The following is a 23,672-nucleotide window of genomic DNA, read 5'->3' as shown; positions in this document are numbered from 1 at the left end:
TTGCATGAAGAGAGTTTCATCTATACGCGTCATAGCGTCGCGATATACCCCGTCTTTCGATGGGACTGGTAGAATCGCCGCCGGTTCACACGAGGTTTTTCCATGCACGATCCCCACAGCGAACGCATGAGTGGCAGCGAGACCCGCGCGGCGAGCGGTCTGGCCCTGGTGTTCGCCTTCCGTATGCTTGGCATGTTCATGGTGCTGCCGGTACTGGCCACCTATGGCATGGATCTGGCGGGAGCGACCCCGGCCCTCATCGGGCTGGCGATTGGCGCTTACGGCCTGACCCAGGCGATTTTCCAGATTCCGTTCGGGATCATTTCCGACCGTATCGGCCGTCGCCCGGTGATTTACCTGGGGCTGATCGTCTTTGCCCTCGGCAGCGTCCTGGCGGCCCAGGCCGACTCGATCTGGGGCGTGATTGCCGGCCGGATCCTGCAGGGTGCCGGGGCAATTTCCGCAGCGGTCATGGCACTGCTTTCCGACCTGACCCGCGAACAGCACCGTACCAAGGCCATGGCGATGATCGGCATGACCATCGGCCTGTCGTTCGCGGTGGCCATGGTGGTCGGTCCGCTGCTGACTCGCGCATTTGGTCTTTCCGGCCTGTTCCTGGCCACCGGCGGCATGGCACTGGTGGGGATCGTGATCGTGCTGTTCATTGTGCCGAAATCCACCGGGCCGCTGAGTCATCGTGAGTCTGGCGTGGCGCGTCAGGCGTTGATGCCGACGCTCAAGCACCCGGACCTGCTGCGTCTGGATCTGGGCATTTTTGTGTTACATGCGATGTTGATGTCGAGCTTCGTCGCGCTGCCCTTGGCCCTGGTCGAAAAAGCCGGGCTGCCCAAGGAACAGCACTGGTGGGTCTACCTTACTGCCTTGCTGATCTCTTTCTTCGCCATGATCCCGTTCATCATCTACGGCGAGAAGAAACGCAAAATGAAACGAGTTTTGCTCGGCGCCGTCATGACGCTGATGCTCACTGAGCTATTCTTCTGGCAGTTCGGTGACAGCCTGCGCGCTCTGGTGATCGGGACGGTGGTGTTCTTTACCGCGTTCAATCTGCTGGAAGCCTCGCTGCCGTCACTGATCAGCAAGGTTTCACCGGCAGGTGGCAAGGGCACGGCCATGGGCGTGTACTCCACCAGTCAGTTCCTCGGTTCGGCACTCGGCGGGATTCTCGGCGGCTGGATGTTCCAGCATGGCGGTCTGTCGGTTGTGTTCCTCGGATGTGCCGGGCTGGCTGCCATCTGGCTGGCCTTTGCTGTTACCATGCGCGAACCTCCCTACGTGACGAGCCTGCGCTTGCCGTTGTCGCCCGAGGCGATCCGCGAAGCGGGTCTGGTCGAGCGCCTCAGGGCCCTCGTGGGGGTAACAGATGCAGTGATAGTCGCCGATGAAGCGGCTGTTTACATCAAACTGGATAAAGAATTAGTGGATCGCGACACCCTCGAACGCCTGGTGAACAATCCGGCCGGGGCTGCTTGCGAAGCCTAGGAGAACGTTATGGCCCGTGGGGTTAACAAAGTCATATTGGTCGGCACTTGCGGCCAGGATCCCGAAGTTCGCTACTTGCCTAACGGTAACGCCGTGACCAACCTGAGTCTGGCAACCAGCGAACAGTGGACCGACAAGCAGACCGGTCAGAAGGTCGAGAAGACCGAGTGGCACCGCGTATCGATGTTCGGCAAGGTAGCCGAAATCGCCGGCGAATACCTGCGCAAGGGTTCGCAGGTGTACATCGAAGGCAAGCTGCAGACCCGCGAGTGGGAAAAAGACGGTATCAAGCGTTACACCACCGAAATCGTGGTCGACATGCAAGGCACCATGCAACTGCTGGGCGGCCGTCCACAACAGGGCGACCAACAAGGCGGTGGCAACAACTATCAGCAGCAGGCGCCACGCCAGCAGGCTCCGCGTCCGCAGCAGTCGGCTCCTCAGCAGCGTCCGGCCCCGGCTCCACAGCAGGCCGCGCCGCAACCGGCTCCGGATTTCGACAGCTTCGATGACGATATTCCGTTCTGATTCGCTGCTGTACCCGCTTTAAACAAAAAGGCCCGTCGCTGAACACGACGGGCCTTTTTCATGTACGCAGGTTTTTCAGTCAAGAATCAGATGCGGCAAGAACCGGCTCGAATCCTTGGTGATCAGACTGTTGTCCTCCCGCACGCCAATCCCTGCGGCCTGATCGCCGATGACCCAGGAACCGATCAGCGTGTAGCTGTCATCGAACTTCGGCAGCGGCGCAAATTCCTGCAGGATGAAGGGCGCATCCGTGTAGGGACCATCCTCTTTGACGATCAGACCCTCGGCAGTTTGCAGCTCGATGTTGGCACCTTCCCGGGAGAAGTACGGTTTGCGCACCCAGCCTTTCGGCACTGCGCTGGCCGGATTCGGATCGAGATGAGCGGCCAGCAGATTCGGATGGCCTTTGTGCAATTCCCAGAGCAGGGGCAGGGCGCCTTTATTGGAAAGTATGGATTTCCACGCCGGTTCAAAAAACTGCGTATCGCAATCGGCAATAGCCGCACCGAATGGTTCGTGGAAGATGAACTCCCAGGCGTGCAGCTTGAACAGGTGCGGGATCCAGCGATCTTCGAGATCGACGAAACGTCCATCCGTTGTCAGGCCGATGTCTTCGATATCGATGTGCCGGGATTCGATGCCGACCTTTTCCGCGATCAGTCGCAGGTAGTCCGTGGTGCCTTTGTCCTCGACCGAGCCTTTCATCGAGGCGAAGTAGAACGGGCGCTTGAGTTTCAGCGCAGCAAAGGCTTCGTGCAGACGGGTGTCGATGCTGTTGAACTGGTCGGCATGGCGCGGCAGCATCCCGCGCTCGATGCATTGCTCAAGCCAGCCCCACTGGAATGCCGAGGCTTCGTACAGGCTGGTGGGCGTGTCGTAGTTGAGCTCCAGCAGTTTCGCCGGGCCGTTGCCGCTGTAGGAGAAGTCCATGCGTCCGTACAGATGCGGATGACCTTCCAGCCAGGACGTTCGGATCATGTCGTAGTACGGCGCAGGAATGCTCAGGCGGTCGAGCAGTTCCTCACTGCGCACGACCCGGTCCACCAGATCCATGCACATCTCATGCAGTTCGGTGGTCGGATCCTCGAGATCGTTTTCGATCTGCGCGAGCGTGAACTGGTAGTGCGCGCGCTCGTCCCAGTAAGGCTCGTCGTCGATGGTGTGGAACAGAAAACCGAGGCTTTCGGCCGTCTGTTTCCAGTCGTGGCGCTCGGCGCAATGGATCTTCTTCATCAGCTGCTCGAACTGCCCCAGCCGCCCCAACCGCTGCGTGCGCTGGACTGGCTGCCGAAACCACCACGGGAAGTAGAGGACGCCACGTTGACCGATTTACTACGGGAGCTGGTGTAGTCCGAATTGCTGCGAGTGGTCGGAGCCGATTCAATCCGCCGGTTCAGCGTCGAAGTGTCATACGTCTGGCGCGTATCGCGATCGCGATAAACCGTCCGCGAGTTGTTGCTCATGGCATTGCCGATCAGCCATCCGGTGAGCCAGCCGTTGCTCGACCCGCCACCGCTGGAGACGTGGGTCGTGTTCTGGGTGGTCTGCACTGGCTCGGCATTGCCTTCCGGCATCTGCGCATTGGCAATTGCATCGAGGTTCTGTGCCGGCTCGGAGTTTTGCGGCACCTTGAAACCACCGAGCTTCGGCACAAAGCGGCCGTCGGAATTTTTCTGACACCAGCCGGCGGCGAAGTCCGCGTCGCATTTGGTTTTGTCGTCATAAGCCGGGGCGATGCGCCGGTGTTCGGCCAGGGCCGCGACGTAGGCATTCGAGCAGGCATCGGCAGCCACTTCGGCGTCGACGCACTGTTCCACGCTCTGGAAGGTGCGCTGTTGTTCCTGCGCGGCCGCTTCACCGGAAATCGCCAAGGCCACCGAAGCGGCGAGGGACAGTTGAACGTACTTGCTTCGTTTCATCTCGGGCTTCCTGCCGATCAGTAGGACGGGGTCATGCACGCGGCGTTGAGCATGCCGACGCTGATCGCCACCGCTGCCACGTAGATGCCGGCGGCAACTTCACCGTTGGCGATGCGCTGGGACGTGCCTTTGAGCACCAGCCCGGTGGCCAGGAATGCCAGCAGTTGCACCGCAGCGGCGATCACGGCCCAGAGGACGAAATCGAGAACGTTGATCGAGTGGGCGATGATGTTGCTCGCCGGAATCGCGAAACCGATGATCGCACCCGACAGAGCGATGGCGGCAGCATTGTTGCCGCCGCGAATCAGTTCGAATTCCTTGTGCGGCGTGATGCGTGTGTAGACGAACTGAAACAGCATGAACAGCAGCACGGCGCCGATCAGATAGGCGGCGAAACCGACCAGCGCGGCCTTGTTCAGGGAAACGGACAGCACTTCCAGCATGGGGAACTTCCTTTTAAATGGTGCTCAGATCGGTGGTGTACAGCGAGATGCCCAGCGATGTACTCAGGCTGACAGTGCCTTCTTCATCCTGCTCGACGGAGAACAGCAGCAGTTCGCGACGGTCGGTCAGGCCGGTTTCCCGGGCATACAGCATCGAATGGTGTTCGATGGTGTAGGACTCGTCGGGATTGACCACTTGCTCGGTGAGCGGGACCAGTTCGGTCTGGCCGCGTTCGGTGCCCCATTCACGGGTGAAGGACACGCCGTCATGGGTGTAGGCCGGCAGGCCGATCAGGCTGTTCGGGCCCGCCAGGCGCTGCAGTTCGGCGTCACTGTTGACCGTGACATAGCTGACGTAATTGAACAGCGTGACTGATTCGATCTGATCGTCGCCGGTGACGTGGACTTGCAGCCAGAAATCTTCGTTGTCCAGGTAGTAGCGATACAGCTTGTTCGACTGGCCGAGGTCGATCCAGCCGGCGCTCCAGATGGCCTGGGCATCCGGGACCCGTACCGAGGTGCTGCCGTCGAGCAGCAGGGCGAGGGTCGTATCGAAACGGATCGCCTTGCCCTGCGCCAGGCCCAACGGGCCGCTGGCCGCCTCGCGTGCAGGTGCAGGGGCCGAACCGGTGCCGAGCAAATTCTTTAACCATCCCATGGGTACATTCCTTGAAGCGGGTGGAGGTGTTCGTTGGCAAAACGCCGCTAGTGTACCGGCGTCGTGACAAACGAGCAGGCAAAAAAGAAGGGCACCCGGTGCCCTTCCTTTCGCTGGCTGCCCTTACTGGGCCGACTTCTGCTTCAGGCGCTCGAGGATTGCGTTGGCGCTGCCCTCGTTCGGCGTGATGCCGGCCTCGCGCAGCTTGCGCTCCAGATCGTTGCCGGTGGTGGCATCGGCCAGTTCGTCCTGAGCGTTCAGCTCGGCGGCGCGCTGCTTTTGCTTTTCTTGCAGACGGTTCAGGGTGCCGACTGCGGTTTCCAGCTTGCCGTTGGCGCCGCCGCTGGCGATGGATGCGCTGACCTGGGCTTTCTGCACGCTGTCACGGGCCTTGGCCATGTCCACTTGCTGACGCAGGCTTTTGATCCGCGCTTCGGCCTTGTTGATGTCCTTGCGCATGTTGTCGGCGTAGGTGCCGAACTCGTCGCTCTGGGCCTTCTCGGTGGTCAGGTCGTTGGTCAGGGTCGAAATCGCTTCGGCCACTTCCATCGCCAGATCTTCACGGCCGGCGTTCAGGGCCGAAACAGCCTTGGCTTCCAGGTCCTTGATCTTGGCGTCGTACTCGCTCACGCGGTCGGCGGACAGCTTGTGCTTGGCCATGATGGTGACCAGTTCGCGACGGGCATTGGACAGGGCGCTGTCGGCGTCACGGATTTCCTGATCGAGGATGCGCAGGGCCTGTTGGTCGACGATCGCTTCGCCGACTTCATTGGCGCCGCCGCGCAGTGCGGTGAACAACTTGCTCCAGATGGACTGAGTCATTGGATTTTCCCTGTTGATTACTTGAAGAAGTGTTCGAAGGCTTCGCTGGCGCGCTGCACGTTGTCGACCAGGGTTTTCACCTCGGTGACCACGTTGGTCAGGCTCGAATCCGCACTCAGCGCGCCGAACATGTTGTAGACGGTCTGGCCGTTGGGCATGGTCTCGATGCCGATCGACGACAGCGGGAACATTTCCCGGCTGCGCAGCACCGCGTCGTTGAAGGTGCGCACGTCGGTAATGGAATCGATGTCCACCAGCACGGTGTCGACGATGATTTGCTGACCCGCGATGGCAATGTGAATCGGCAGGCCGCCGAATTCGTTCATTTCCAGCTTGAGGCTGGGTTCGGCGCTCTGGATCAGGGACAGCGTGATTTCGTGCGAAGCCACCTCGTCCAGTGCCTTGAAAGCGTTGTAGAGGCTATCGATGTTCCAGTTGTTGCCTGCGCTCATGTAATTCTCCGACATGAAAGAGCCAGCCAGAATCGGTTGGCGTAGCTGTTGCTCCATTTGCTTGAGCAAGCTTCGGTTTTCGGGAAGCACCCAAGTTTCGTGTTTCACATAACCGGCGGCAGCCAGGCCCGCACGCATCTGCTTCATATAGAAGCTCGACGGTTTTTTCGCGGACGTTGTCGAGCGCACTCCCTTCGGGCTCTCCGATTTTGTTGCAGGGGAGTTGCTTTTCATGGCGATGACTCCGTTATGAACATCTCACGCGTGAGCCACACTACAACCAATTCAAAGTGCCATCAATGGCTCACGCGTGAGATTTTTTCAGCGCACGAAAAAAGGCCCGCAACGGGGCGGGCCAGTCTTTCTTGCGGACGTTCGTGTATGAGGATTAACGGGTGGCCACGAGGAAGTCGTCTGCCGAAACCACACTGGCGTAGGCAAACCCCAATGAAGACATGAACGCCGCATGCACCTGGGCCGCCGGCACGGTCAGGCCATTGAATTCCAGGTCGCGGGTGGCGCAGGCATCGTGGATCACCGTGACGGTGTAGCCCAGATCTGCCGCTGCCCGGACAACGCCGTCGATGCACATGTGGCTCATGCTGCCGACCACCACCAGTGCCTTGATGTCTTGCTCATCGAGGATCGACTGCAATTCGGTTTCGCGGAACGCGTTGACGAAGTGTTTGAGCACTACCGGTTCATCGGCGCGGTTGATTACCTTGGGGTGCAGCTTTGCGCCCTCGGAGCCCGGGGCGAAGAACGGTGCATCCGCCGAGGTGAATTCGTGACGGATATGGATCACCGGATCACCCGCTTCACGGAACGCGGCGATCAGTCGGGCGGCGTTGTCGGCGGCAACGTCGACGCCAGCCAGCGGCCACTTGCCTTGGGGGAAGTAGTCGTTCTGGATATCGACTACGATGAGCGCTTGCCTGGCCATGGATGTTTCCTCGAAGTGTTTGTTGGGAGTGGAATCAGTATCGGCGCCCGCTACGTCTTCGAGGATTGGCCGCACCGACAATAGACAGGGGAAAACTGACAATGGTTGTTGAAAGGGCCGTTGCCGAGCTGGGCGTGCTGATTTATCCCGGCGCGCAACTGGCGGCGGTGCATGGCTTGACCGACCTGCTCGGCGTGGCCGACCGGATCGCAGTCGAACATCAGGCCGCGCAATTGCCGCGACTGCGGGTGAGTCACTGGCAGGTCGAGAACGAGCAGGCACCGGTCAGGGTTTACGACAGTCATCCCGCTGCAGAAACGGGTTTGCTGGCGGTGCTGATTCCGCCGTCGATCGCCGGGTTCAGTGCAGAGCAGGCATCGCCGGGACTGCTGCAATGGCTGCGCGACCAACATGCTCGCGGTGCGACGCTGGGCGGCGTCTGCGTGGGCTCGTGGCTGCTGGCCGAAAGCGGTCTGCTCGACGGTCGCAGCGCCACCACTCACTGGACCTCGGCCAAGGCGTTTGCCGAGCGTTACCCGCAGATCAGGCTCAAGGCCGACACACCGATTGTCGACGACGGCGACCTGATCACCACGGCCGGTTTGATGGCCTGGTCGGAACTCGGACTGCGGCTGGTCGATCGCCTGCTCGGGCCGAGCATCGCCAGCGCCACCGCGCGGTTTCTGGTGATGGAACACAGCGACAGCGCCAGTGCCTGCGGCAGCAATTTCGCGCCGATTCTTGGCCATGGCGACGCGTCGATTCTCAAGGTCCAGCACTGGCTGCAAAGCACCGGCGCGACGGACGTTTCGCTGGCCTCGATGGCCGAGCGATCAGGACTGGAGGAGCGCACATTCCTGCGTCGTTTCCGGGCCGCGACCGGCCTGAAACCCACCGAATACTGTCAGCACCTGCGGGTCGGCAAGGCCCGGGAAATGCTCGAGTTCAGCAACGGCACCATCGATCACATTGCGTGGACGGTGGGGTATCAGGATCCGGGAGCCTTTCGCGCCATCTTCAAGAAAATCACCGGGCTGGCGCCGAGTGACTACCGCAATCGGTTCGGCGTGACCCCGCCGACGGCGCTGGCGAGATAGCAGCACGCGGTCGTGCAAAATGCCGCGGCTGTGGCGGCCATCGTGCAGAATGAAACGGGCGCAACGCCAGTACGAAAAGGCTAATCGACTGATCCGCAAAGGTTTTGGGGTTGCCGTCGTTTGGCCTGATCTCTGCACTCTCTGACCTACATTCACCGAGCCGCTGGAAGGGGGACGCATGACCCCGACACCTCGCAACAGAATAGTGGTCGCCCATTCCGTACGTCCCGACGCGCCGCAACACGAAGTGCAGACCAACAAGGCGCTGGCCCGCTGGCTGGCGCAGATTCTCGGACTGAAATTCGGCGGCAGCTACGACGCGCAAAAGCACCGCGGTCGCAACCTGTATTTGCTGCCGACCCAAACCATCGTCGGCGCCGCCAAGGCCCATGAATTGGGTATCAAAGGCCCGGACGATCTGTGGGGCGGTTTCGTCGAGCACGATTTCATCTGCACCAAAGCCATCAGCCATGGCTTGCGCAGCCATCAGGCCCATGCACCACAAGGCTGGTCGCCGCTGTTTTCCGAACGCACGCGCAATGTCGTACTCGACGGGCTCAGCGTGTTTGCCCTGGAAGATGCTCGACCTGCCGCCGAGCACCTGCTGTACAGCGGCCCGATCCGTCTTAAGCCGATTCATGCGTGCGCCGGTCGCGGTCAGGAAGTGATCAAGAGCCTCGACGCTTTCGACGAAATTCTCGCGCGTCCCGATATTGCCGGACAGTTCAGCGAAGGCGTGGTGCTGGAACAGGACCTGAGCCAGGTGGTCACCCACAGCGTCGGTCAGTCATTCATCGGCGACCGGGCGCTCAGTTACTGCGGTGATCAATACTTGACCGAGGATGCCCACGGCGAAGAGGTCTACGGCGGCTCGAACCTGCTGGTAGTGCAGGGCGGCTACGAGGAACTGCTGAAACTGGATCTGCCGGACGACGTGCGGCTCGCCATTGAACAGGCGCAGGTTTTCGACAGCGCAGCGGATGAAGCCTATCCACGGTTCTACGCTTCACGGCGCAACTATGACATCGCCCAGGGCCTGGACAGCGAAGGTCAGCGACGCAGCGGCGTGCTCGAACAATCCTGGCGAATGGGCGGCGCGAGCAGCGCGGAAGTGGCGGCGCTGCAGAGTTTCGTCAACGACCCGTCGATGCGTGCGATCCGCGTGTCGTCGGTGGAAACCTACATCGACCGGGCTCTGCCGGCGGACGCCATCGAGGTCTATCGCGGCCCGGCCGAGAACAGTGACTTTCTCCTCAAATACGTAACGGTCCAATCCTATGACGGCTAGAAGCGAAAGCATTCAGATCGACATTGATGACGAACAGATGAGCGGGACGTTTCTCAGCCCCAAATCGAAAGTCCCAGGCGTGTTGTTCGTGCACGGCTGGGGCGGCAGTCAGGAGCGGGACCTGGAACGGGCCAAAGGCATCGCCGGTCTGGGCTGCGTGTGTCTGACGTTCGACCTGCGCGGGCACACCGGCGGCACGGGTATTCCGCTGAGCCGGGTGACCCGAGAAGACAATCTGCGCGACCTGCTCGCAGCCTACGACCGATTGCTCGCCCACCCGGCGCTGGACACTTCGGCCATCGCGGTGGTCGGCACCAGCTACGGCGGTTATCTGGCCTCGATTCTCACCTCATTGCGCCCGGTGCGCTGGCTGGCGCTGCGGGTGCCGGCGCTGTACCGCGACGAGCAATGGCACACCCCCAAACGCGATCTGGACAAGGCCGACCTGCGCGATTATCGCGGCACGCTGGTGCGGGCCGACAGCAACCGGGCGCTGCATGCCTGCTCGCAATTCACCGGTGACGTGCTGCTGGTGCAATCGGAAACCGATGACTATGTGCCTCACGCGACGATCATGAGTTACCGCGCCGCGTGCCAGCAGACCCACTCGCTGACCCACCGCATCATCGACGGTGCCGACCATGCTTTGAGCGATCCAACCTCGCAGCAGGCCTACACCTCGATCCTCGTCGACTGGATCACCGAAATGGTGGTGGGCGAACGGTTGAGCATCATTCAGTCGCGCTGATCAGGGCTTGGGTTTCTTCTCGATCCGCAGCGCCTTGGCCTTGGCTTCCACCACCAGGTACATCACCACGGTGATCAGCAGCGGCAGCAGAAAATAGATCGCCCGATAGGCCAGCAACCCCGCCACCAGACTGCCCCGGGAAGCCTCGTGTTGCAGCAGCGCCACGAACACCGCCTCAAGCACCCCGAGCCCGGCGGGAATGTGGGTGATGACCCCGGCAATCGCGCTGATCAGCAGCACGCCAAGCACCAGCGGATAGTCGAGCTTGCCCGGCAGCAGGGTGAAAATCACTGCCGCCATCAACGACCAGTTCAGCGCGCCGAGCAGCAGTTGCAGGACCGCCATGCGCAGCGACGGCAGGTTGATTTCAACTCCGCGAATCGACCACTCGCGCCGCCGGGAAAACTGGCACGCAACCAGGTAGCCGAGGCTGATCAACAGCAGCAAAACGCCGATGCCCTGCAACGCATCGCTGCTGACTTTCCACCCCGGCGGCATGCTGACCAGCCCGCTGCTGAACACCGCGCCGGCGATGGTCATGTAGCCGAACCAGTTGGTGGCCAGGCTCAGGCCGAGGATCTTGGCGATGTTGCTTTTGCTCACCCCGAGCCGCGAATACAGCCGATAGCGCATGGCGATCCCGCCGACCCACGCGCTCAGATTGAGGTTGAACGCGTAGCTGATGATGCCCACCGGCAGAATCTGTTTCCACGTCAGGTCCTGACGGATGTAAGTTCGGCCGATCAGGTCGAAACTGGCGTACACCAGAAAGCTCAGCAGCGTCAGGCTCGAAGCGATGATCAGCGTGCGCACCTTGAAGTCGGCGAGGGTTTGCAGCACCTCGGTCCATTCGATGCGGCTGGCGAACATTGTCAGCAGGACGATCAGCGCGAGAAAAAACAGCAACGTCAGCGGGCGCTTCCAGCGGCTCCAGCGAGATGTGGCGGCGGGTGGCGAGTGCGTCGCGGACGGAGCATCGGAACGACTCATGACGGATCGCTCCCGCTCTTGCCGATGAAGGGTTTCAAACGGGGTTTATGTGCGGGCAGCCAACCGGCCATCGCTGGAAAGTGGCGCAGGAAGTGAAACACCAGAAAGCCCACGGTCATGTGCCAGATGCGTCCGCGCGGGGACTTGCTGGCGTCCATGGCTTTGCAGTGGTTGTGGCTCAGATCTTCGAGACGCTCAAACAGATGAGCATTGAAGGCCCGGTCACGGATCAGCACGTTGGCTTCCAGGTTCAGCGACAGGCTCAGTGGATCAAGATTGCTCGACCCCACGGTGCTCCATTCCTCATCCACCAAAGCGACTTTGCCGTGCAGCGGCCGCTGGCAATATTCGTGGATCTGCACCCCGGCCTTGAGCAGGTAGTCGTAGGTCATACGCGCCGCGAGCTTGGCCACCAGCATGTCCGGCTGGCCTTGCAGGATCAGCCGCACATCGACACCGCGTCGGGCTGCGTTGCGCATCTCGCGCAGCAAGCGATAACCGGGGAAGAAATAGGCATTGGCGATCACCACCCGGCGTTTCGCGCGACGCAGCACCTGCAGGTAAACCTCTTCGATATCGGTGTGATGCCGGTCGTTGTCGCGAAACACCAGACGCACCTGACCGTCGTGCTCGGTGAACGCCATCTCCGCCCGACGCTGGCGCCGGCGCTGCCACCAGAAGCGCGCGCGACCGGGACGACCGCTTTGCAGCAGGGCGAAATGATGGATGTCGGCCACCGCCGGGCCCTGAACTTCCACGGCGTAATCCTGCTTCGCCTCCGGGCCGAAATCCGCGAGGTGATCGCCGGAAAAATTGATCCCGCCGATGAACGCTATCAGCCCGTCGACCACCACGATCTTGCGATGCAGGCGGCGGAACCAGTTAGTGCGAAAGCCCAGGCGTTTCGGTGCCGGGTCGAAGATTTGCAGGTGCACACCGGCCTCGCTCAACGCGGTGAGATATCCGGTGCTCAGTTCGCCGCAACCGAAGCCGTCGAGGCTGACAGTAGTACGCACGCCACGCCGGGCGGCATCGATCAGGATCTGCTGCAGTTCGTTGCCGACCTTGTCTTCGAAAACGATGAAGGTCTCCAGCAGGATTTCACTCTTCGCCGCACGCATGGCGTCGAAGACTCGGGGGAAGTATTCCTCACCGTTTTCCAGCAGTTCCACGCGGTTGCTGCCCTGCCAGCCATAGTCGACATCGACGTGGCCGGGTTCTCGAATCGGCGGGGTGATGGTGATCGGTTCCACGGCGGATTTTTCCAGCGGCGCGCTGCTCATAATTCGATCTCCACGGACAGCGGCACGTGATCGGAAAGGTGCGACCAGGGCCGGTTGGCAAGCACCTTCGGCTGGCTGGCCTTGAGGTTGCGCACGTAGATCCGGTCCAGGCGTAACGCCGGCCAGCGCGCCGGAAAACTGCGCGCCGGTTTGCCCTGATGTTCGGCAAACACTTCACGCAGACCGCAAGGTTCCAGCAGCGCATCGGCGCGCTGGCGCCAGTCGTTGAAGTCGCCGGCGACGATGACCGGTGCATCGTCGGGCAGGTCGGCGAGGCGTTTTCGCAGCAGTTTCAGCTGTGCGTTGCGATGGCTTTCACGCAGGCCCAGATGCACGCAGATCGCGTGCAGTTCGCGATCGTCTCCCGGCAGGCGCAGGACACAGTGCAACAGGCCACGGTTTTCATGACCGCTGATGGAAACGTCGAGGTTGTCGTGGCGCACGATCTGGAATTTCGACAGCAGCGCGTTGCCGTGATCGCCCTCCGGGTACACCGCGTTGCGCCCGTAGGCAAACTGCGGCCACAGGCTGTCGGCGAGGAATTCGTACTGCGGCATGGTCGGCCAGTTGTTGTAGCGCTTGGGATGGTGTTCGTGGGTGCCGTGCACTTCCTGCAGAAACACCACGTCGGCGGACACACTGCGCACCGCTTCGCGCAGTTCGGGGAGGATGAAGCGGCGGTTCAGCGCGGTGAACCCCTTGTGGGTGTTGACCGTCAGCACCGTGAAGCGGCGCACCGTCGTGATGACGGTGGCCTGTTCATCGGTGACGCCGACCGGCTCGGGAATGCTCATGACGGCATGCCTGCCGAGGTGTGGCGCTTGCTGCGCCCAGGTGGGCCATCGATGTGAATCGCTGTCATGCCGTTCTCCCGTCGAAAGTCCTCGTACCGCCTCTGTCTGTTGGTGACTGCGGGCGGTTCGAGAAAGTTTCGACGGGACTACGGACGGTCGGTATTCGCCGGATCAGTGGCCGGCAACGATGCGGGAGCCTTCAACCGGTTCGGCATACACCGGGCCCAGCCGGTCGAGGCGACCGCTCAAGGCTGTCAGTGCCAGCGCCACCAGCACCACCAGACCGCCAATCCACGCGGTATGGATCAGGCCGATGTGCTCGACAATCAGCCCGCCACCCCACGCACCGCCGGCAATACCAAGGTTGAACGCCGCGATGTTCAGCCCCGACGCCACATCCACCGCTTGCGGCGTGTGATGTTCAGCCTGGCGCACCACATACACTTGCAAGCCCGGCACGTTGCCGAAGGCGACCGCGCCCCAGACCAGCACGGTGGCCAGCGCCAGCCATGGGTTGGCGGCGGTGAAGGTGAGCACGAACAGCACGGCGGCGAGCAGGGCAAAGATGATTTTCAGGGCGCTGATCGGTCCGCGCTTGTCCGCCAGTTTGCCGCCCCAGATGTTACCGACGGCCACCGACACGCCGTACACCAGCAGCACCAGGCTGACCGTGCCGGCACTGAAGCCAGAGATGTCCTGAAGAATCGGCGCGAGATAGGTGAAGGCGATGAACGAGCCGCCGTAACCGATAGCCGTCATGGCGTAGACCAGCAGCAGGCGCGGTTGCTTGAGTACTTGCAGCTGTTGCAGCAGCGAAGCCGGTTTGCTGTGGGCGATGTTTTTCGGCACGTACAGCAAGCTGCCGATGAACGCGATGACACCCAGCGCCGATACGGCCAGGAAGGTTTCACGCCAGCCGAAATGCTGACCGATGAAGGTGCCCAGCGGTACGCCGGTGACCAGCGCCACGGTCAGGCCGGTGAACATGATCGCAATCGCGCTTGCGGCTTTTTCCTTGGGCACCAGGCTGGTGGCGATGGTCGAACCAATGGAGAAGAACACGCCGTGGGCCAGACCGGTGACGATCCGCGCCAGTACCAGCGATTCATAGCTCGGCGCCAGCCAGGCCAGCAGGTTGCCGAGGGTGAACAGCACCATCAGCGACAGCAGCAACAGTTTGCGCGGGACTTTGCCGGTGAGGGCAGTCAGCACCGGCGCACCGATGGCCACGCCTAGAGCATAGAGACTGACTAGCAGCCCGGCGGACGGCAGACTGACGCCGAGATCGGCGCCGATGGTGGGAAGCAGGCCAACGATGACGAACTCGGTCGTCCCGATGGCGAATGCGCTGAGGGTCAGCGCGAGCAAGGCAATGGGCATGACGGCACTCCGGTAGAGGATTGAATGGAGCGCAGTGTCGGGGTTTGGCAGGGGGCGAAAAATACAGGGATGGGTATTTGATATTTGACCTGAGAGCAAAGATCAAAAGCCGCCGTCAACGCGCTCTTGAACTTTGCCGAGCAAAAAACGCTCAGTTCCTTACAGGTTCAACCAAGGGAGCTTTGCGTTTTGACCAGGTTCAGGATCGCGATTCTATTGGGGGCATTGCTGTTGTTCGGCGGTAATGCAGTGCAAGCCGCCAGCCTGCCGGGCGTCCCGGCAGCCACCGCAAAAGCCACCGAACCCGAGCCGCTGGTGCAGGGCGGACTGCTCGGCGCCATCAGTTCCAGCATCGACGACGTGCAGGACAAACTCGACCTCAACGAGCATCTGGTCGATGCCTGGCGTCTGCGCGCCGACCGGGCGGCGGATGAAGTCGACAGGCTGGTCAATCAGCCGTCGGATCGCTCGGGGTGGAGCGTGGCCGGGGACTTCATGATGTTGTCCGGCGTGTGGCTCGGCACCTTCGCCGTGTTGACTGTGCTTGGCAGCGTTCTGGCGAAGCGTTTGCGCGAGGGCCGCTGGTTGCGTACCCGCCAGCGCAGTCAGGACCTGATCGGTTATTTACTGCCTTACACATTGCCCGCATTGATCTGCCTGCCGTTGACCCTGTACGTCAGCCACTTTCTGCCGGCCTCGGTCGGTCGGGCGCTGGCGCTGTGTTTTGCCTACGCCACCAGCAGCGGCATCTTTTCCACCTCGATGCTGTTGTGTGTGGTGGTGATGTTCAACACCGGCCACAAGCGACGCGCGGTGCAGATCATCCGAGACTACTGCCCGAAACCGCTGTTTCTGATCGGCTTTCTCGCCGCGTTGAGTGACGCGCTGACCAGCCCGCAGATCGCCCGGCAACTGGGCGGCAACATCACCAGCAGCGTCGCGGTATTCACCGGTCTGCTGGCGTCGATCATCTTCGGCTTGCTGGTGATTCGTCTGCGCCGGCCGGTAGCGCACCTGATCCGCAATCGCTCGCTGGCCCAGCGTCTGAAACAACCGTCGCTGCAAGAGTCGCTACGGATCTTTTCCGGGCTTTGGTACTGGCCGATCGTGTTGATGGTGCTGGTCTCGGCGGTCAATCTGATCGGCATCGGCGAGGACAACCAGAAAGCCCTGCGCTGCGCGCTGTTCACCACGGTGCTGCTGATCGGCACGGTGTTTCTCAGCACGGTTCTGCAACACCTGTTCAAGTCGCGGCGGGCCGAGGCGATCCAGCGCAGCAGCGCCTACAAGGAGCGTTTTCTCAGCCTGTTGCATGCGTTGCTGCGGATCGTCATCGCGGTTGCGTTCATCGATATCCTCGGGCGGATCTGGGGTGTTTCGCTGATCGATTTTGCGCAAAGCAGCACGGTCGGCCGGGCGATCAGCAATGCCTTGAGCAGCATCGGCCTGATCTTCCTGGTGACGTGGCTGCTGTGGGTGGTGCTCGACACGGCGATTCAGGAAGCGCTGAAGCCGCCGGTCAGCAAGCGCTCGGCGCGCCAGCCCAGCACGCGGGTGAAAACCATCCTGCCGCTGCTGCGTAACGCGATCAAAATCATCCTGGTGGTGATTTGTGCGATCACTACCATGGCCAATCTCGGGATCAACGTCGCGCCGCTGTTGGCGGGTGCCGGGGTGGTCGGCCTGGCCATCGGTTTCGGTTCGCAGCAACTGGTACAGGATGTGATCACCGGGTTGTTCATCATCATCGAAGACACCCTGTCGATCGGCGATTGGGTGGTGCTCGATTCCGGGCATGCCGGCACGGTCGAAGGCCTGACCATTCGCACCCTGCGCCTGCGCGACGGCAAAGGCTTCGTGCACTCGGTGCCGTTCGGTCAGATCAAGGCCGTGACCAACCAATCGCGGCAGTTTGCGTTTGCGTTCTTCTCGGTGCAGTTCACCTACGACACCGATGTCGAAAAAGCCATCGAGCTGATCCGCGAGACCGGAGATTCGATCCGCGAAGACCCGTTCCTCAAATACAACCTGCAAGGGCCGCTGGATGTGTTCGGCGTGGACAAAATGGACTTGAACGGCGTGGTGCTGACCGCGCAATTCCGCACGGTGTCTGGCGGGCAATACGCGGTGAGCCGCGCGTTCAACCAGCGTTTGAAAAAGCTTGTGGATAACAGCCCGTGGGTGCATTTCGCGCAGACTTATCCACAACAGGTTTTGTTGCCCAAGCGTCAGGAAGAGGAGGGCACGGCACCGCAGGCGTTGCGAACTGACTAGTCGATTTTGTGGTGGTTATGCGGGCCTCTTCGCGGGCAAGCCCGCTCCCACATTGATGGGGGGGCCGCTATTTCGGCGTCACACAGAACCTTGTGGGAGCGGGCTTGCCCGCGAAGAGGCCAGACCGGTTTACATCAATGCCGGATCAGTTTGCTACGCACCTGCGCCATGGAAACCTGATCCAGTTCCACCCAGAATTGCGGCTTGCCGGCGACCTCCGCAGCGACCGGCAACCCGTCGCGATACACCAGCCGATTGCTTGCCAGCGCCGGTACTTTCGCGCCCGGTAGCAGGGTGCCGGCGAGGTTCAGCGGATCGACCCCGCACACTGCGATCAGGCTGCCGTCATGGGGCCGGCGGCGGACTTCGCGCAGCAGTGGTATTGCCTCGGGCAGGGCGAATTGCTCGCCGGCCAGGCCACTGACAAATCGCCCGCCACGAATCTCGCCGCGGGCCTCCAGTCGATGGAAAGTGCGCAGCAATTCTCGCCAGCTCGGCAGCCAGTCTGCCTCCCGTTCCAGCAGGCGCCAGAACACCACGCCGTAACGGCGCAATAAAGTCATGGCGATGTGTTCGAGGGTTTCGGGCGACGCTGTCTGGCTGTTCTCCACAACCGGCCCGCGACGCAGAAGCGCCCACCGCCCGGCATCGTCCATACCTCCGACAAACGCCCCGCGCCCGCGCCGACTGCTGCGCTGCTGGCGCTTGCTCGCCGGGGTGATCAGCGCTCGCAGGCCGGCAAAACTATCGGCATTCACCAGGCCGGCGCCGACCAGTTCCTGCAAGGCGATTTCCAGTTCGGTGCGCAGCAGGTGCGCTTCATGAATCAGCTCATCGAAAAACAGCGCGCCATGCTGGCTGAGAGCCTCGAAGACTTTCTGCGTTTTAGGCGACAGGTCACTGATCGGCGTCTGTTCGGCCAGCGAACTCCACAACCCGACCTGACTGCGCGGCAATAGCACAACGGGCGTACTGCGCAGCGCCGTGCCGCTGGTTTTCTGCCGGGCGCTGAGCCGCGTCCACACCAGTTTGCCGCTGCGGCACAGATCATCCAGCCAGCTCGGTGAATAGTCCTTGAGTCGCGCGGGAAGGATGTCGCTGTCCCACGCCGAAGCGGCAGCCGGATAGCCTTCGAACTGGCCGACAATCGCTGGTAACACGGTGCTGCCCTGACCACGGGTGGATGGGGACAAGTGCTGCCAATCGAACAAGAAGCGCATGAAATCCTGCAACGCCACTGGCTCGATTTCCCGGCGCAGGCGCTTGACCGTGTAGCGGTGGATTCGCGCCAGCAGATGGCGTTCGCACCATTCTTCAATGCCCAGCCCCGGGGTGAACCGACCGCGCAGGACATAGCCTTCTCGCTCCAATCGGGCGAGGGCTTGATGGACCGGTGCAGCTGGCAATGACAGCGGCCGGGCAATGGCCTCCAGCGGCAGCGGGCCGAATGCACTCAGCCGTGCGCGGATGACTTCCACCAAGGCATCGTCGGCGGTCCAGACCTCATCGAAACCCGATAGCGCTGGCAGTGCCGAATGCGCCTGTGGATAAAGCGCTTGCAGGCAGGTCAGGCGTTCCCGTGCCAGCCAAAGCGGGTGCTCGGGATCGATCTGCAATCGGCAGGCTCGACCGGTGTCGGCCAGGGCATTCAGCCAGTCGCGCCAATGCGGATTGGCCTCGACTTCGCGGTCGCTGATGCAGGCCAGACTCATCAGCGCTTCGTGCATTTCATCGGGGTTGTTCGGTGTCGGCCAGGCTTCTTCGCGTACGGCTGTGATCGCGTCGGCGTCCAGCGCACCGAGGTCATCGGTGGATTGTGGATCGCTCCAGCGGCGATTCAGCACGGCCTGGGTGCGGCGCTCTTCCAGCGGCGCGTCGTCGAGAAAGGTGTAGGGGCGGGCGCTGAGGATTTCCGCCGCGAGCGGCGAGGGCGCCGGAAGGTCACGGGCGATCAGCCGCACTTCGCCGCACTCCATGCGCCGCAGCAGTTGCAGCCAGCCTTCGCTGTCCATCGCTTCGTGCAGGCAGTCGTCGAGGGTCTGCTCCACAAGCGGGTGCTCGGGGATTTCCCGTTCACCGGCGAGGTTTTCCAGGCAGGCGATCTGATCGGGAAACACGCTGGCGATCAGGTCCTCGCTTTTCATCCGCTGCAATTGCGGCGCGACTTTGCGCCCGCCAGTGTAGCGCGGCAGGGCCAGCGCCACCCCGGCATTCCAGCGCCAGCGCACACCGAACAACGGCGCATCCAGCACGGCTTGAATCAGGATGTGTTCGGCGCTGTTGCTGTGCAGATAACGCCAGACCTCGTCGAGCTCGAAACTGTGGCTGGTGGACAGTGACAGCACGATGGCGTCTTCGCTGGCGGCGGCCTGCAATTCGAAGTTGAAGGTGCGGCAGAAACGCTTGCGCAAGGCCAGGCCCCAGGCGCGGTTGATGCGACTGCCAAACGGCGAATGAATGATCAGTTGGGTGCCGCCGGACTCGTCGAAAAAACGCTCCATCAGCAGCGTGTCCTGGGACGGCAAGGCGCCGAGGGCGAGGCGGGCGCGGGCCAGATAATCCACAAGCTGTTCGGCGCTGGCCAGATCCAGTCCCAGTGTTGCGGTCAGCCAGTCGAGGGCCGGTTGCAGATTGCCGGGGCTGGCGCTCAGCAAGTCGTCGAGCTGTGCTTGCAGGCGTGCCACGGCCATCGACAATTCGGCGCTGCGACCAGGCGCTTCGCCGAGCCAGAACGGAATGGTCGGCGGCTGACCCTGAGCATCTTCGACCCGCACCTTGCCGGTTTCCACCCGCAGGATTCGATAGGAGGTATTGCCGAGCTGGAACACATCGCCGGCAATGCTTTCCACGGCGAAGTCTTCGTTGACGCTGCCGATGTTCAGGCTTTGGGGTTCAAGCAGTACGCTGTAGTCGGCGTTGTCCGGGATGGTGCCGCCGCTGGTCACGGCGGTCAGTCGCGCGCCGCGCCGCCCGCGCAGGGTTCGGCTGACGGCGTCGCGATGCAGGTAGGCGCTGCGGATGCCCTGGCGACCGTTGTAGCCCTCGGCGAGCATCGTCAGCAGCGCCTGATAATGTTTTTCGTCGAGTCGGGCGTAGGGCTCGGCCCGGCGGAACAGTGCGAGCAAATCGTCTTCGGCCCATTCCTGACAACTGACCTCGGCGATGATCTGCTGCGCCAGTACGTCCAGCGGCGCTTCGGGGATGTGCAGCGTATCGAGTTCACCCCGGCGCACGCAGCCGAGCAGGGCGGCGCATTCGATCAGGTCGTCGCGGGTGGTGGCGAACAGACGTCCCTTTGGCGTGCCGCCGACCTGGTGCCCGGAACGGCCGACCCGTTGCAGAAACCCGGCAATCGAACGCGGCGAAGCGATCTGGCACACGAGGTCGACTTCGCCGATGTCGATCCCCAGTTCCAGCGACGCGGTGGCGATCAGCACTTGCAGTTCGCCACGCTTGAGTCGTTGTTCTGCATCAAGGCGAAACTCCTTGGCGAGGCTGCCATGGTGCGCGGCTACGGCGTGTTTGCCGAGACGTTCGCTCAGGTGCCGGCTCAGGCGTTCGGCCAGGCGCCGGGTGTTGACGAAAATCAGCGTGGTGCGGTGTTCACGGGCCAACGTGGCGAGGCGGTCGTAAACCAGTTCCCAGACGTCATTGGCCATGACCGCCGACAACGGCACCGGCGGCACTTCGATGCCCAGATCCCGTGGGCGGGCGTGGCCGATGTCGATGATTTCGCACGGGCGCTCATGGCCGACCAGAAACCGCGCGACCGCATCGATCGGTTTTTGCGTGGCCGACAGACCGATGCGGGTCAGCGGTTCGGCGCACAACGCCTGCAGGCGTTCGAGGCTCAAGGCCAGATGGCTGCCGCGTTTGCCGGCAGCGATGGCGTGGATTTCATCGACGATCACGGTACGCGTGGTGCCGAGCATCTTGCGCCCGGATTCCGAGCCAAGCAGCACGTAGAGCGATTCCGGGGTGGTCACCAGAATATGCGGCGCGCTCTTGCGCATGGCGGCGCGGTCTTTTTGCGGGGTGTCACCGGTGCGCACGGCGGTGGTGATTTCCAGCGGCGGCAGATCCATTTGACGTAACTGGTCGGTTATCCCGGCCAGCGGGTTCTGCAGGTTGATGCGGATGTCGTTGGACAGCGCCTTGAGCGGTGAAACGTAGACCACCAGCGTCTCGTCCGGCAGGCCGTCCGGGGTTTCCAGGCCACGGTGGACCAGATCGTTGAGCACCGCGAGGAATGCAGTGAGGGTCTTGCCGGAGCCGGTGGGCGCGGCGATCAGCGTCGAGCGGCGCTGGCGGATCAGCGGCCATGCGCGGGCCTGGGCGGCGGTGACCGTCGCGAATGTGCGGCTGAACCAGGCGCTGACGGCGGGGTGGAAGCCTGCCAGGGCCACGTCCTTGGGGATGGGCAGATTCATGTCTGCAGTTATGCGGGCGGGCGGGCGAAGTTGCAAGTACCGCCGGGGATCTACACTTTACGGGTGACGGTTGCGCACTAAACCCGCAAAATGCAACGATTCCGGCAATTATCGACGACGGTGCCACGCGCATCGTCGCTAAAGCCATCGTTCCAATCAGACTGGGCCTGCTGACTCTATGCGAATGCGCCTTATGTTACTGGGCGGCGGAAATGCCCTTGGGCAGGCGCTGATTCGCCTCGGTGCGGAGGAAGACATCGGTTTCCTCGCCCCCCGCCCGCCCGAAGACGGCTGGGATGCCGCGAGCCTGACACAACTGCTCGACGACACCCGTCCCGATGCATTGATCAACCTTGCCTACTATTTCGACTGGTTCCAGGCCGAGACCGTCAGCGAAAGCCGTCTGTCGGGCCAGGAACGCGCCATCGAGCGTCTGGCCGAATTGTGCCAGCACCACAACATTGTGCTGGTGCAGCCGTCCAGCTACCGGGTATTTGACGGTTCCCGCGCCACCGCCTACAGCGAAAAGGACGAGCCGGTGCCGTTGGGCCTGCGCGGCCAGGCGCTGTGGCGGATCGAGCAGAGCGTACGCGCTACCTGCCCGCAGCATGTGTTACTGCGTTTCGGCTGGCTGCTGGACGACAGCCCGGAAGGCACACTCGGGCGTTTCCTCGCTCGCGCTGAAAAGCCGGATGAATTGCTGCTGGCAGATGACCGTCGCGGCAATCCGACGCCGGTCGACGATGCGGCCCGGGTGATCATCTCGGTCCTCAAGCAACTCGATTGCGCCGCGCCGCTGTGGGGCACTTACCACTACGCCGGCCACGAGGCGACCACACCGCTGGCGCTGGGGCAGGCAATTCTTACGGAGGCCCGCAGCCTGCATCCGCTGGCGATCGAAGAACCGACCGCCCAGGCCCACGCCGCGCGTGAGGATGCCGCCGAAGAGCCGCAACACGCGGTGCTGGCCTGCAAGAAAATTCTGCACACTTTCGGGATCAAGCCGCGCGCCTGGCGTGCCGCGCTCCCGGGCTTACTGGATAGGTTTTATCGTCATGGCTGAAGGCCCTGTTTTAATCACTGGCGGCGCCGGTTTCATCGGTTCGCACCTGACGGATGCGTTGCTCGCCAACGGCCACTCGGTACGGATCCTCGATGACCTGTCGACCGGCAAACGCAGCAACCTGCCGCTGGACAATCCCAAGGTCGAGCTGATCGTCGGCGACGTCGCCGATGCCGCTCTGGTCGCCCGGGCGATGCAAGGCTGCAGCGCCGTCGCGCACCTGGCCGCCGTGGCGTCGGTGCAGGCGTCGGTGGATGATCCGGTGAAGACTCACCAGAGCAACTTCATCGGTACGCTCAACGTCTGCGAAGCCATGCGCGAGGCCGGCGTGAAGCGTGTGCTGTTCGCTTCCAGCGCAGCGGTCTACGGCAACAATGGCGAGGGCGAGTCGATCAACGAAGACACGCCGAAAGCGCCGCTTACACCATACGCCTCGGACAAACTGGCGGGTGAACACTACTTCGATTTCTATCGTCGCCAGCACGGTCTGGAACCGGCGATCTTCCGTTTCTTCAACATTTTCGGCCCGCGCCAGGATCCGTCCTCGCCGTACTCCGGCGTGATCAGCATCTTCAGCGAACGCGCGCAGAAAGGCCTGCCGATCACCGTGTTCGGCGATGGCGAGCAGACCCGGGATTTCATGTACGTCGAAGACCTGGTCGACGTGCTGGTGCAGGCCCTGGAAAAACCTGAAGTGCAAGTCGGCGCGGTGAACGTCGGCTGGAATCAGGCGACCAACCTCAAGCAGATGCTGGCCGCGCTGGAAGCGGTGGTTGGTGAGCTGCCGCCGGTCAGCTACGGCCCGGCGCGCTCCGGTGACATCCGCCATTCACGGGCGAACAACGGCCGGTTGCTCGAGCGATTCAAGTGCCCGACGCCAACGCCGATGAGTGTTGGCCTGGCCCGTCTGCTCGGCCGCTGAGCTTCTTGCAGACATGAAAAAGGCGCCTTTTGACAGGCGCCTTTTTCACGGCCGGAATTCGGGTTTCAAACCTGTTTCCTGTAGCGAGGGAGCTTGCTCCCCGGTCGATTGCGTAACATCGCCGTCAGTTCTGAGTCT

20 protein-coding genes are annotated in these 23,672 nt (G+C 62.3%); 8 read left to right on the top strand and 12 right to left on the bottom strand.

Going from position 1 to position 23,672, the window contains the following annotated elements:
• Positions 1–102 precede the first annotated feature (102 nt).
• Positions 103–1,500 (top strand): MFS transporter, encoded by a 1,398-nt coding sequence (locus tag CAG02_RS27970; protein ID WP_085712348.1) that lies wholly within the window; start codon positions 103–105, stop codon positions 1,498–1,500.
• 9 nt (positions 1,501–1,509) lie between these two features.
• Positions 1,510–2,028, top strand: a complete 519-nt coding sequence (locus CAG02_RS27965; protein ID WP_007966163.1) for a single-stranded DNA-binding protein — start codon at positions 1,510–1,512, stop codon at positions 2,026–2,028.
• Between the two features lie 75 nt (positions 2,029–2,103).
• Here CAG02_RS27965 and CAG02_RS27960 read toward each other — a convergent pair whose 3' ends face one another.
• The 7 genes from CAG02_RS27960 to CAG02_RS27930 all read right to left on the bottom strand — a co-directional run bounded on the left by CAG02_RS27960 (position 2,104) and on the right by CAG02_RS27930 (position 7,265).
• On the bottom strand, positions 2,104–3,261 hold the full coding sequence (locus CAG02_RS27960; RefSeq protein WP_085712347.1) for a glutathionylspermidine synthase family protein: 1,158 nt from the start codon (positions 3,259–3,261) through the stop codon (positions 2,104–2,106).
• The gene (locus CAG02_RS27955; RefSeq protein ID WP_085712346.1) at positions 3,261–3,947 is read right to left on the bottom strand and encodes a DUF1190 domain-containing protein; all 687 of its coding nucleotides are present in this window, start codon (positions 3,945–3,947) and stop codon (positions 3,261–3,263) included. Before CAG02_RS27955 ends, CAG02_RS27960 begins: the two co-directional genes overlap by 1 nt.
• Positions 3,948–3,964: 17 nt before the next feature.
• Positions 3,965–4,390: a DUF350 domain-containing protein gene (locus CAG02_RS27950; protein ID WP_085712345.1), complete on the bottom strand. Its 426-nt coding sequence runs from the start codon at positions 4,388–4,390 to the stop codon at positions 3,965–3,967.
• A gap of 13 nt (positions 4,391–4,403) precedes the next feature.
• Positions 4,404–5,048, bottom strand: coding sequence for a DUF2491 family protein (locus tag CAG02_RS27945; protein WP_085712344.1), 645 nt, complete (start codon positions 5,046–5,048; stop codon positions 4,404–4,406).
• A 123-nt stretch (positions 5,049–5,171) separates the two neighbouring features.
• On the bottom strand, positions 5,172–5,870 hold the full coding sequence (locus CAG02_RS27940) for a PspA/IM30 family protein (protein WP_085712343.1): 699 nt from the start codon (positions 5,868–5,870) through the stop codon (positions 5,172–5,174).
• A 17-nt stretch (positions 5,871–5,887) separates the two neighbouring features.
• Positions 5,888–6,556: a YjfI family protein gene (locus CAG02_RS27935; protein WP_085712342.1), complete on the bottom strand. Its 669-nt coding sequence runs from the start codon at positions 6,554–6,556 to the stop codon at positions 5,888–5,890.
• Positions 6,557–6,710: 154 nt separating this feature from the next.
• Complete coding sequence (locus CAG02_RS27930) at positions 6,711–7,265, bottom strand: cysteine hydrolase family protein (protein ID WP_085712341.1); 555 nt, start codon at positions 7,263–7,265, stop codon at positions 6,711–6,713.
• 101 nt (positions 7,266–7,366) lie between these two features.
• On the opposite strand from CAG02_RS27930, the gene CAG02_RS27925 reads away from it, so the two are divergent.
• From CAG02_RS27925 to CAG02_RS27915, 3 genes are all read left to right on the top strand, one after another.
• The gene (locus CAG02_RS27925) at positions 7,367–8,362 is read left to right on the top strand and encodes a GlxA family transcriptional regulator (protein WP_085712340.1); all 996 of its coding nucleotides are present in this window, start codon (positions 7,367–7,369) and stop codon (positions 8,360–8,362) included.
• A gap of 178 nt (positions 8,363–8,540) precedes the next feature.
• Complete coding sequence (locus tag CAG02_RS27920) at positions 8,541–9,650, top strand: DUF3182 family protein (protein ID WP_085712339.1); 1,110 nt, start codon at positions 8,541–8,543, stop codon at positions 9,648–9,650.
• A complete protein-coding gene (locus CAG02_RS27915) occupies positions 9,640–10,398 on the top strand; it encodes a S9 family peptidase (protein WP_007955615.1) in 759 nt (252 codons plus the stop codon). Before CAG02_RS27920 ends, CAG02_RS27915 begins: the two co-directional genes overlap by 11 nt.
• On the opposite strand, the gene CAG02_RS27910 is transcribed toward CAG02_RS27915, so the two are convergent.
• The 4 genes from CAG02_RS27910 to CAG02_RS27895 form a co-directional block, all read right to left on the bottom strand.
• Positions 10,399–11,388, bottom strand: coding sequence for a lysylphosphatidylglycerol synthase domain-containing protein (locus tag CAG02_RS27910; protein WP_085712338.1), 990 nt, complete (start codon positions 11,386–11,388; stop codon positions 10,399–10,401).
• Entirely contained in the window at positions 11,385–12,671 is a 1,287-nt protein-coding gene (clsB, locus tag CAG02_RS27905; RefSeq protein WP_085712337.1) for a cardiolipin synthase ClsB, read from the bottom strand. The genes CAG02_RS27910 and clsB overlap by 4 nt, the downstream gene beginning before the upstream one ends.
• Complete coding sequence (locus tag CAG02_RS27900; RefSeq protein ID WP_085712336.1) at positions 12,668–13,465, bottom strand: endonuclease/exonuclease/phosphatase family protein; 798 nt, start codon at positions 13,463–13,465, stop codon at positions 12,668–12,670. The genes clsB and CAG02_RS27900 overlap by 4 nt, the downstream gene beginning before the upstream one ends.
• Positions 13,466–13,636: 171 nt before the next feature.
• Positions 13,637–14,845 carry an MFS transporter gene (locus tag CAG02_RS27895; protein ID WP_085712335.1) on the bottom strand — a complete coding sequence of 403 codons (1,209 nt, stop codon included), beginning with the start codon at positions 14,843–14,845 and terminating at the stop codon, positions 13,637–13,639.
• 189 nt (positions 14,846–15,034) lie between these two features.
• On the opposite strand from CAG02_RS27895, the gene CAG02_RS27890 reads away from it, so the two are divergent.
• Positions 15,035–17,119 carry a mechanosensitive ion channel family protein gene (locus CAG02_RS27890; protein WP_085712334.1) on the top strand — a complete coding sequence of 695 codons (2,085 nt, stop codon included), beginning with the start codon at positions 15,035–15,037 and terminating at the stop codon, positions 17,117–17,119.
• A 134-nt stretch (positions 17,120–17,253) separates the two neighbouring features.
• Here the strand turns inward: CAG02_RS27890 and CAG02_RS27885 are convergent, their stop codons facing one another.
• The gene (locus CAG02_RS27885; protein ID WP_085712333.1) at positions 17,254–21,549 is read right to left on the bottom strand and encodes a DEAD/DEAH box helicase; all 4,296 of its coding nucleotides are present in this window, start codon (positions 21,547–21,549) and stop codon (positions 17,254–17,256) included.
• A 178-nt stretch (positions 21,550–21,727) separates the two neighbouring features.
• On the opposite strand from CAG02_RS27885, the gene CAG02_RS27880 reads away from it, so the two are divergent.
• On the top strand, positions 21,728–22,612 hold the full coding sequence (locus tag CAG02_RS27880; protein WP_085712332.1) for a sugar nucleotide-binding protein: 885 nt from the start codon (positions 21,728–21,730) through the stop codon (positions 22,610–22,612).
• Positions 22,605–23,534 (top strand): NAD-dependent epimerase/dehydratase family protein, encoded by a 930-nt coding sequence (locus tag CAG02_RS27875; RefSeq protein WP_085712331.1) that lies wholly within the window; start codon positions 22,605–22,607, stop codon positions 23,532–23,534. The genes CAG02_RS27880 and CAG02_RS27875 overlap by 8 nt, the downstream gene beginning before the upstream one ends.
• Positions 23,535–23,672: the final 138 nt, after the last annotated feature.

It is taken from the genome of Pseudomonas sp. R43(2017), assembly GCF_002112345.1.
In the GTDB taxonomy this organism is placed as follows: Bacteria; Pseudomonadota; Gammaproteobacteria; order Pseudomonadales; family Pseudomonadaceae; genus Aquipseudomonas; species Aquipseudomonas kribbensis.
The sequence above is the reverse complement of the archived record's forward strand: the minus strand, read 5'-3'. Positions and strand labels throughout refer to the sequence as shown.

Excerpts from the sequence above, each read along its gene's own strand:
- CAG02_RS27950 (WP_085712345.1), bottom strand. The coding sequence starts at position 4,390 with ATGCTGGAAGTGCTGTCCGTTTCCCTGAACAAGGCCGCGCTGGTCGGT.
- CAG02_RS27955 (WP_085712346.1), bottom strand. The coding sequence starts at position 3,947 with ATGAAACGAAGCAAGTACGTTCAACTGTCCCTCGCCGCTTCGGTGGCC.
- CAG02_RS27935 (WP_085712342.1), bottom strand. The coding sequence starts at position 6,556 with ATGAAAAGCAACTCCCCTGCAACAAAATCGGAGAGCCCGAAGGGAGTG.
- CAG02_RS27910 (WP_085712338.1), bottom strand. The coding sequence starts at position 11,388 with ATGAGTCGTTCCGATGCTCCGTCCGCGACGCACTCGCCACCCGCCGCC.
- CAG02_RS27960 (WP_085712347.1), bottom strand. The coding sequence starts at position 3,261 with ATGAAGAAGATCCATTGCGCCGAGCGCCACGACTGGAAACAGACGGCC.
- CAG02_RS27930 (WP_085712341.1), bottom strand. The coding sequence starts at position 7,265 with ATGGCCAGGCAAGCGCTCATCGTAGTCGATATCCAGAACGACTACTTC.
- CAG02_RS27965 (WP_007966163.1), top strand. The coding sequence starts at position 1,510 with ATGGCCCGTGGGGTTAACAAAGTCATATTGGTCGGCACTTGCGGCCAG.
- CAG02_RS27920 (WP_085712339.1), top strand. The coding sequence starts at position 8,541 with ATGACCCCGACACCTCGCAACAGAATAGTGGTCGCCCATTCCGTACGT.
- CAG02_RS27880 (WP_085712332.1), top strand. The coding sequence starts at position 21,728 with ATGCGAATGCGCCTTATGTTACTGGGCGGCGGAAATGCCCTTGGGCAG.
- CAG02_RS27900 (WP_085712336.1), bottom strand. The coding sequence starts at position 13,465 with ATGAGCATTCCCGAGCCGGTCGGCGTCACCGATGAACAGGCCACCGTC.
- CAG02_RS27875 (WP_085712331.1), top strand. The coding sequence starts at position 22,605 with ATGGCTGAAGGCCCTGTTTTAATCACTGGCGGCGCCGGTTTCATCGGT.
- CAG02_RS27945 (WP_085712344.1), bottom strand. The coding sequence starts at position 5,048 with ATGGGATGGTTAAAGAATTTGCTCGGCACCGGTTCGGCCCCTGCACCT.
- CAG02_RS27915 (WP_007955615.1), top strand. The coding sequence starts at position 9,640 with ATGACGGCTAGAAGCGAAAGCATTCAGATCGACATTGATGACGAACAG.
- CAG02_RS27940 (WP_085712343.1), bottom strand. The coding sequence starts at position 5,870 with ATGACTCAGTCCATCTGGAGCAAGTTGTTCACCGCACTGCGCGGCGGC.
- CAG02_RS27970 (WP_085712348.1), top strand. The coding sequence starts at position 103 with ATGCACGATCCCCACAGCGAACGCATGAGTGGCAGCGAGACCCGCGCG.
- clsB (WP_085712337.1), bottom strand. The coding sequence starts at position 12,671 with ATGAGCAGCGCGCCGCTGGAAAAATCCGCCGTGGAACCGATCACCATC.
- CAG02_RS27925 (WP_085712340.1), top strand. The coding sequence starts at position 7,367 with ATGGTTGTTGAAAGGGCCGTTGCCGAGCTGGGCGTGCTGATTTATCCC.
- CAG02_RS27895 (WP_085712335.1), bottom strand. The coding sequence starts at position 14,845 with ATGCCCATTGCCTTGCTCGCGCTGACCCTCAGCGCATTCGCCATCGGG.
- CAG02_RS27885 (WP_085712333.1), bottom strand. The coding sequence starts at position 21,549 with ATGAATCTGCCCATCCCCAAGGACGTGGCCCTGGCAGGCTTCCACCCC.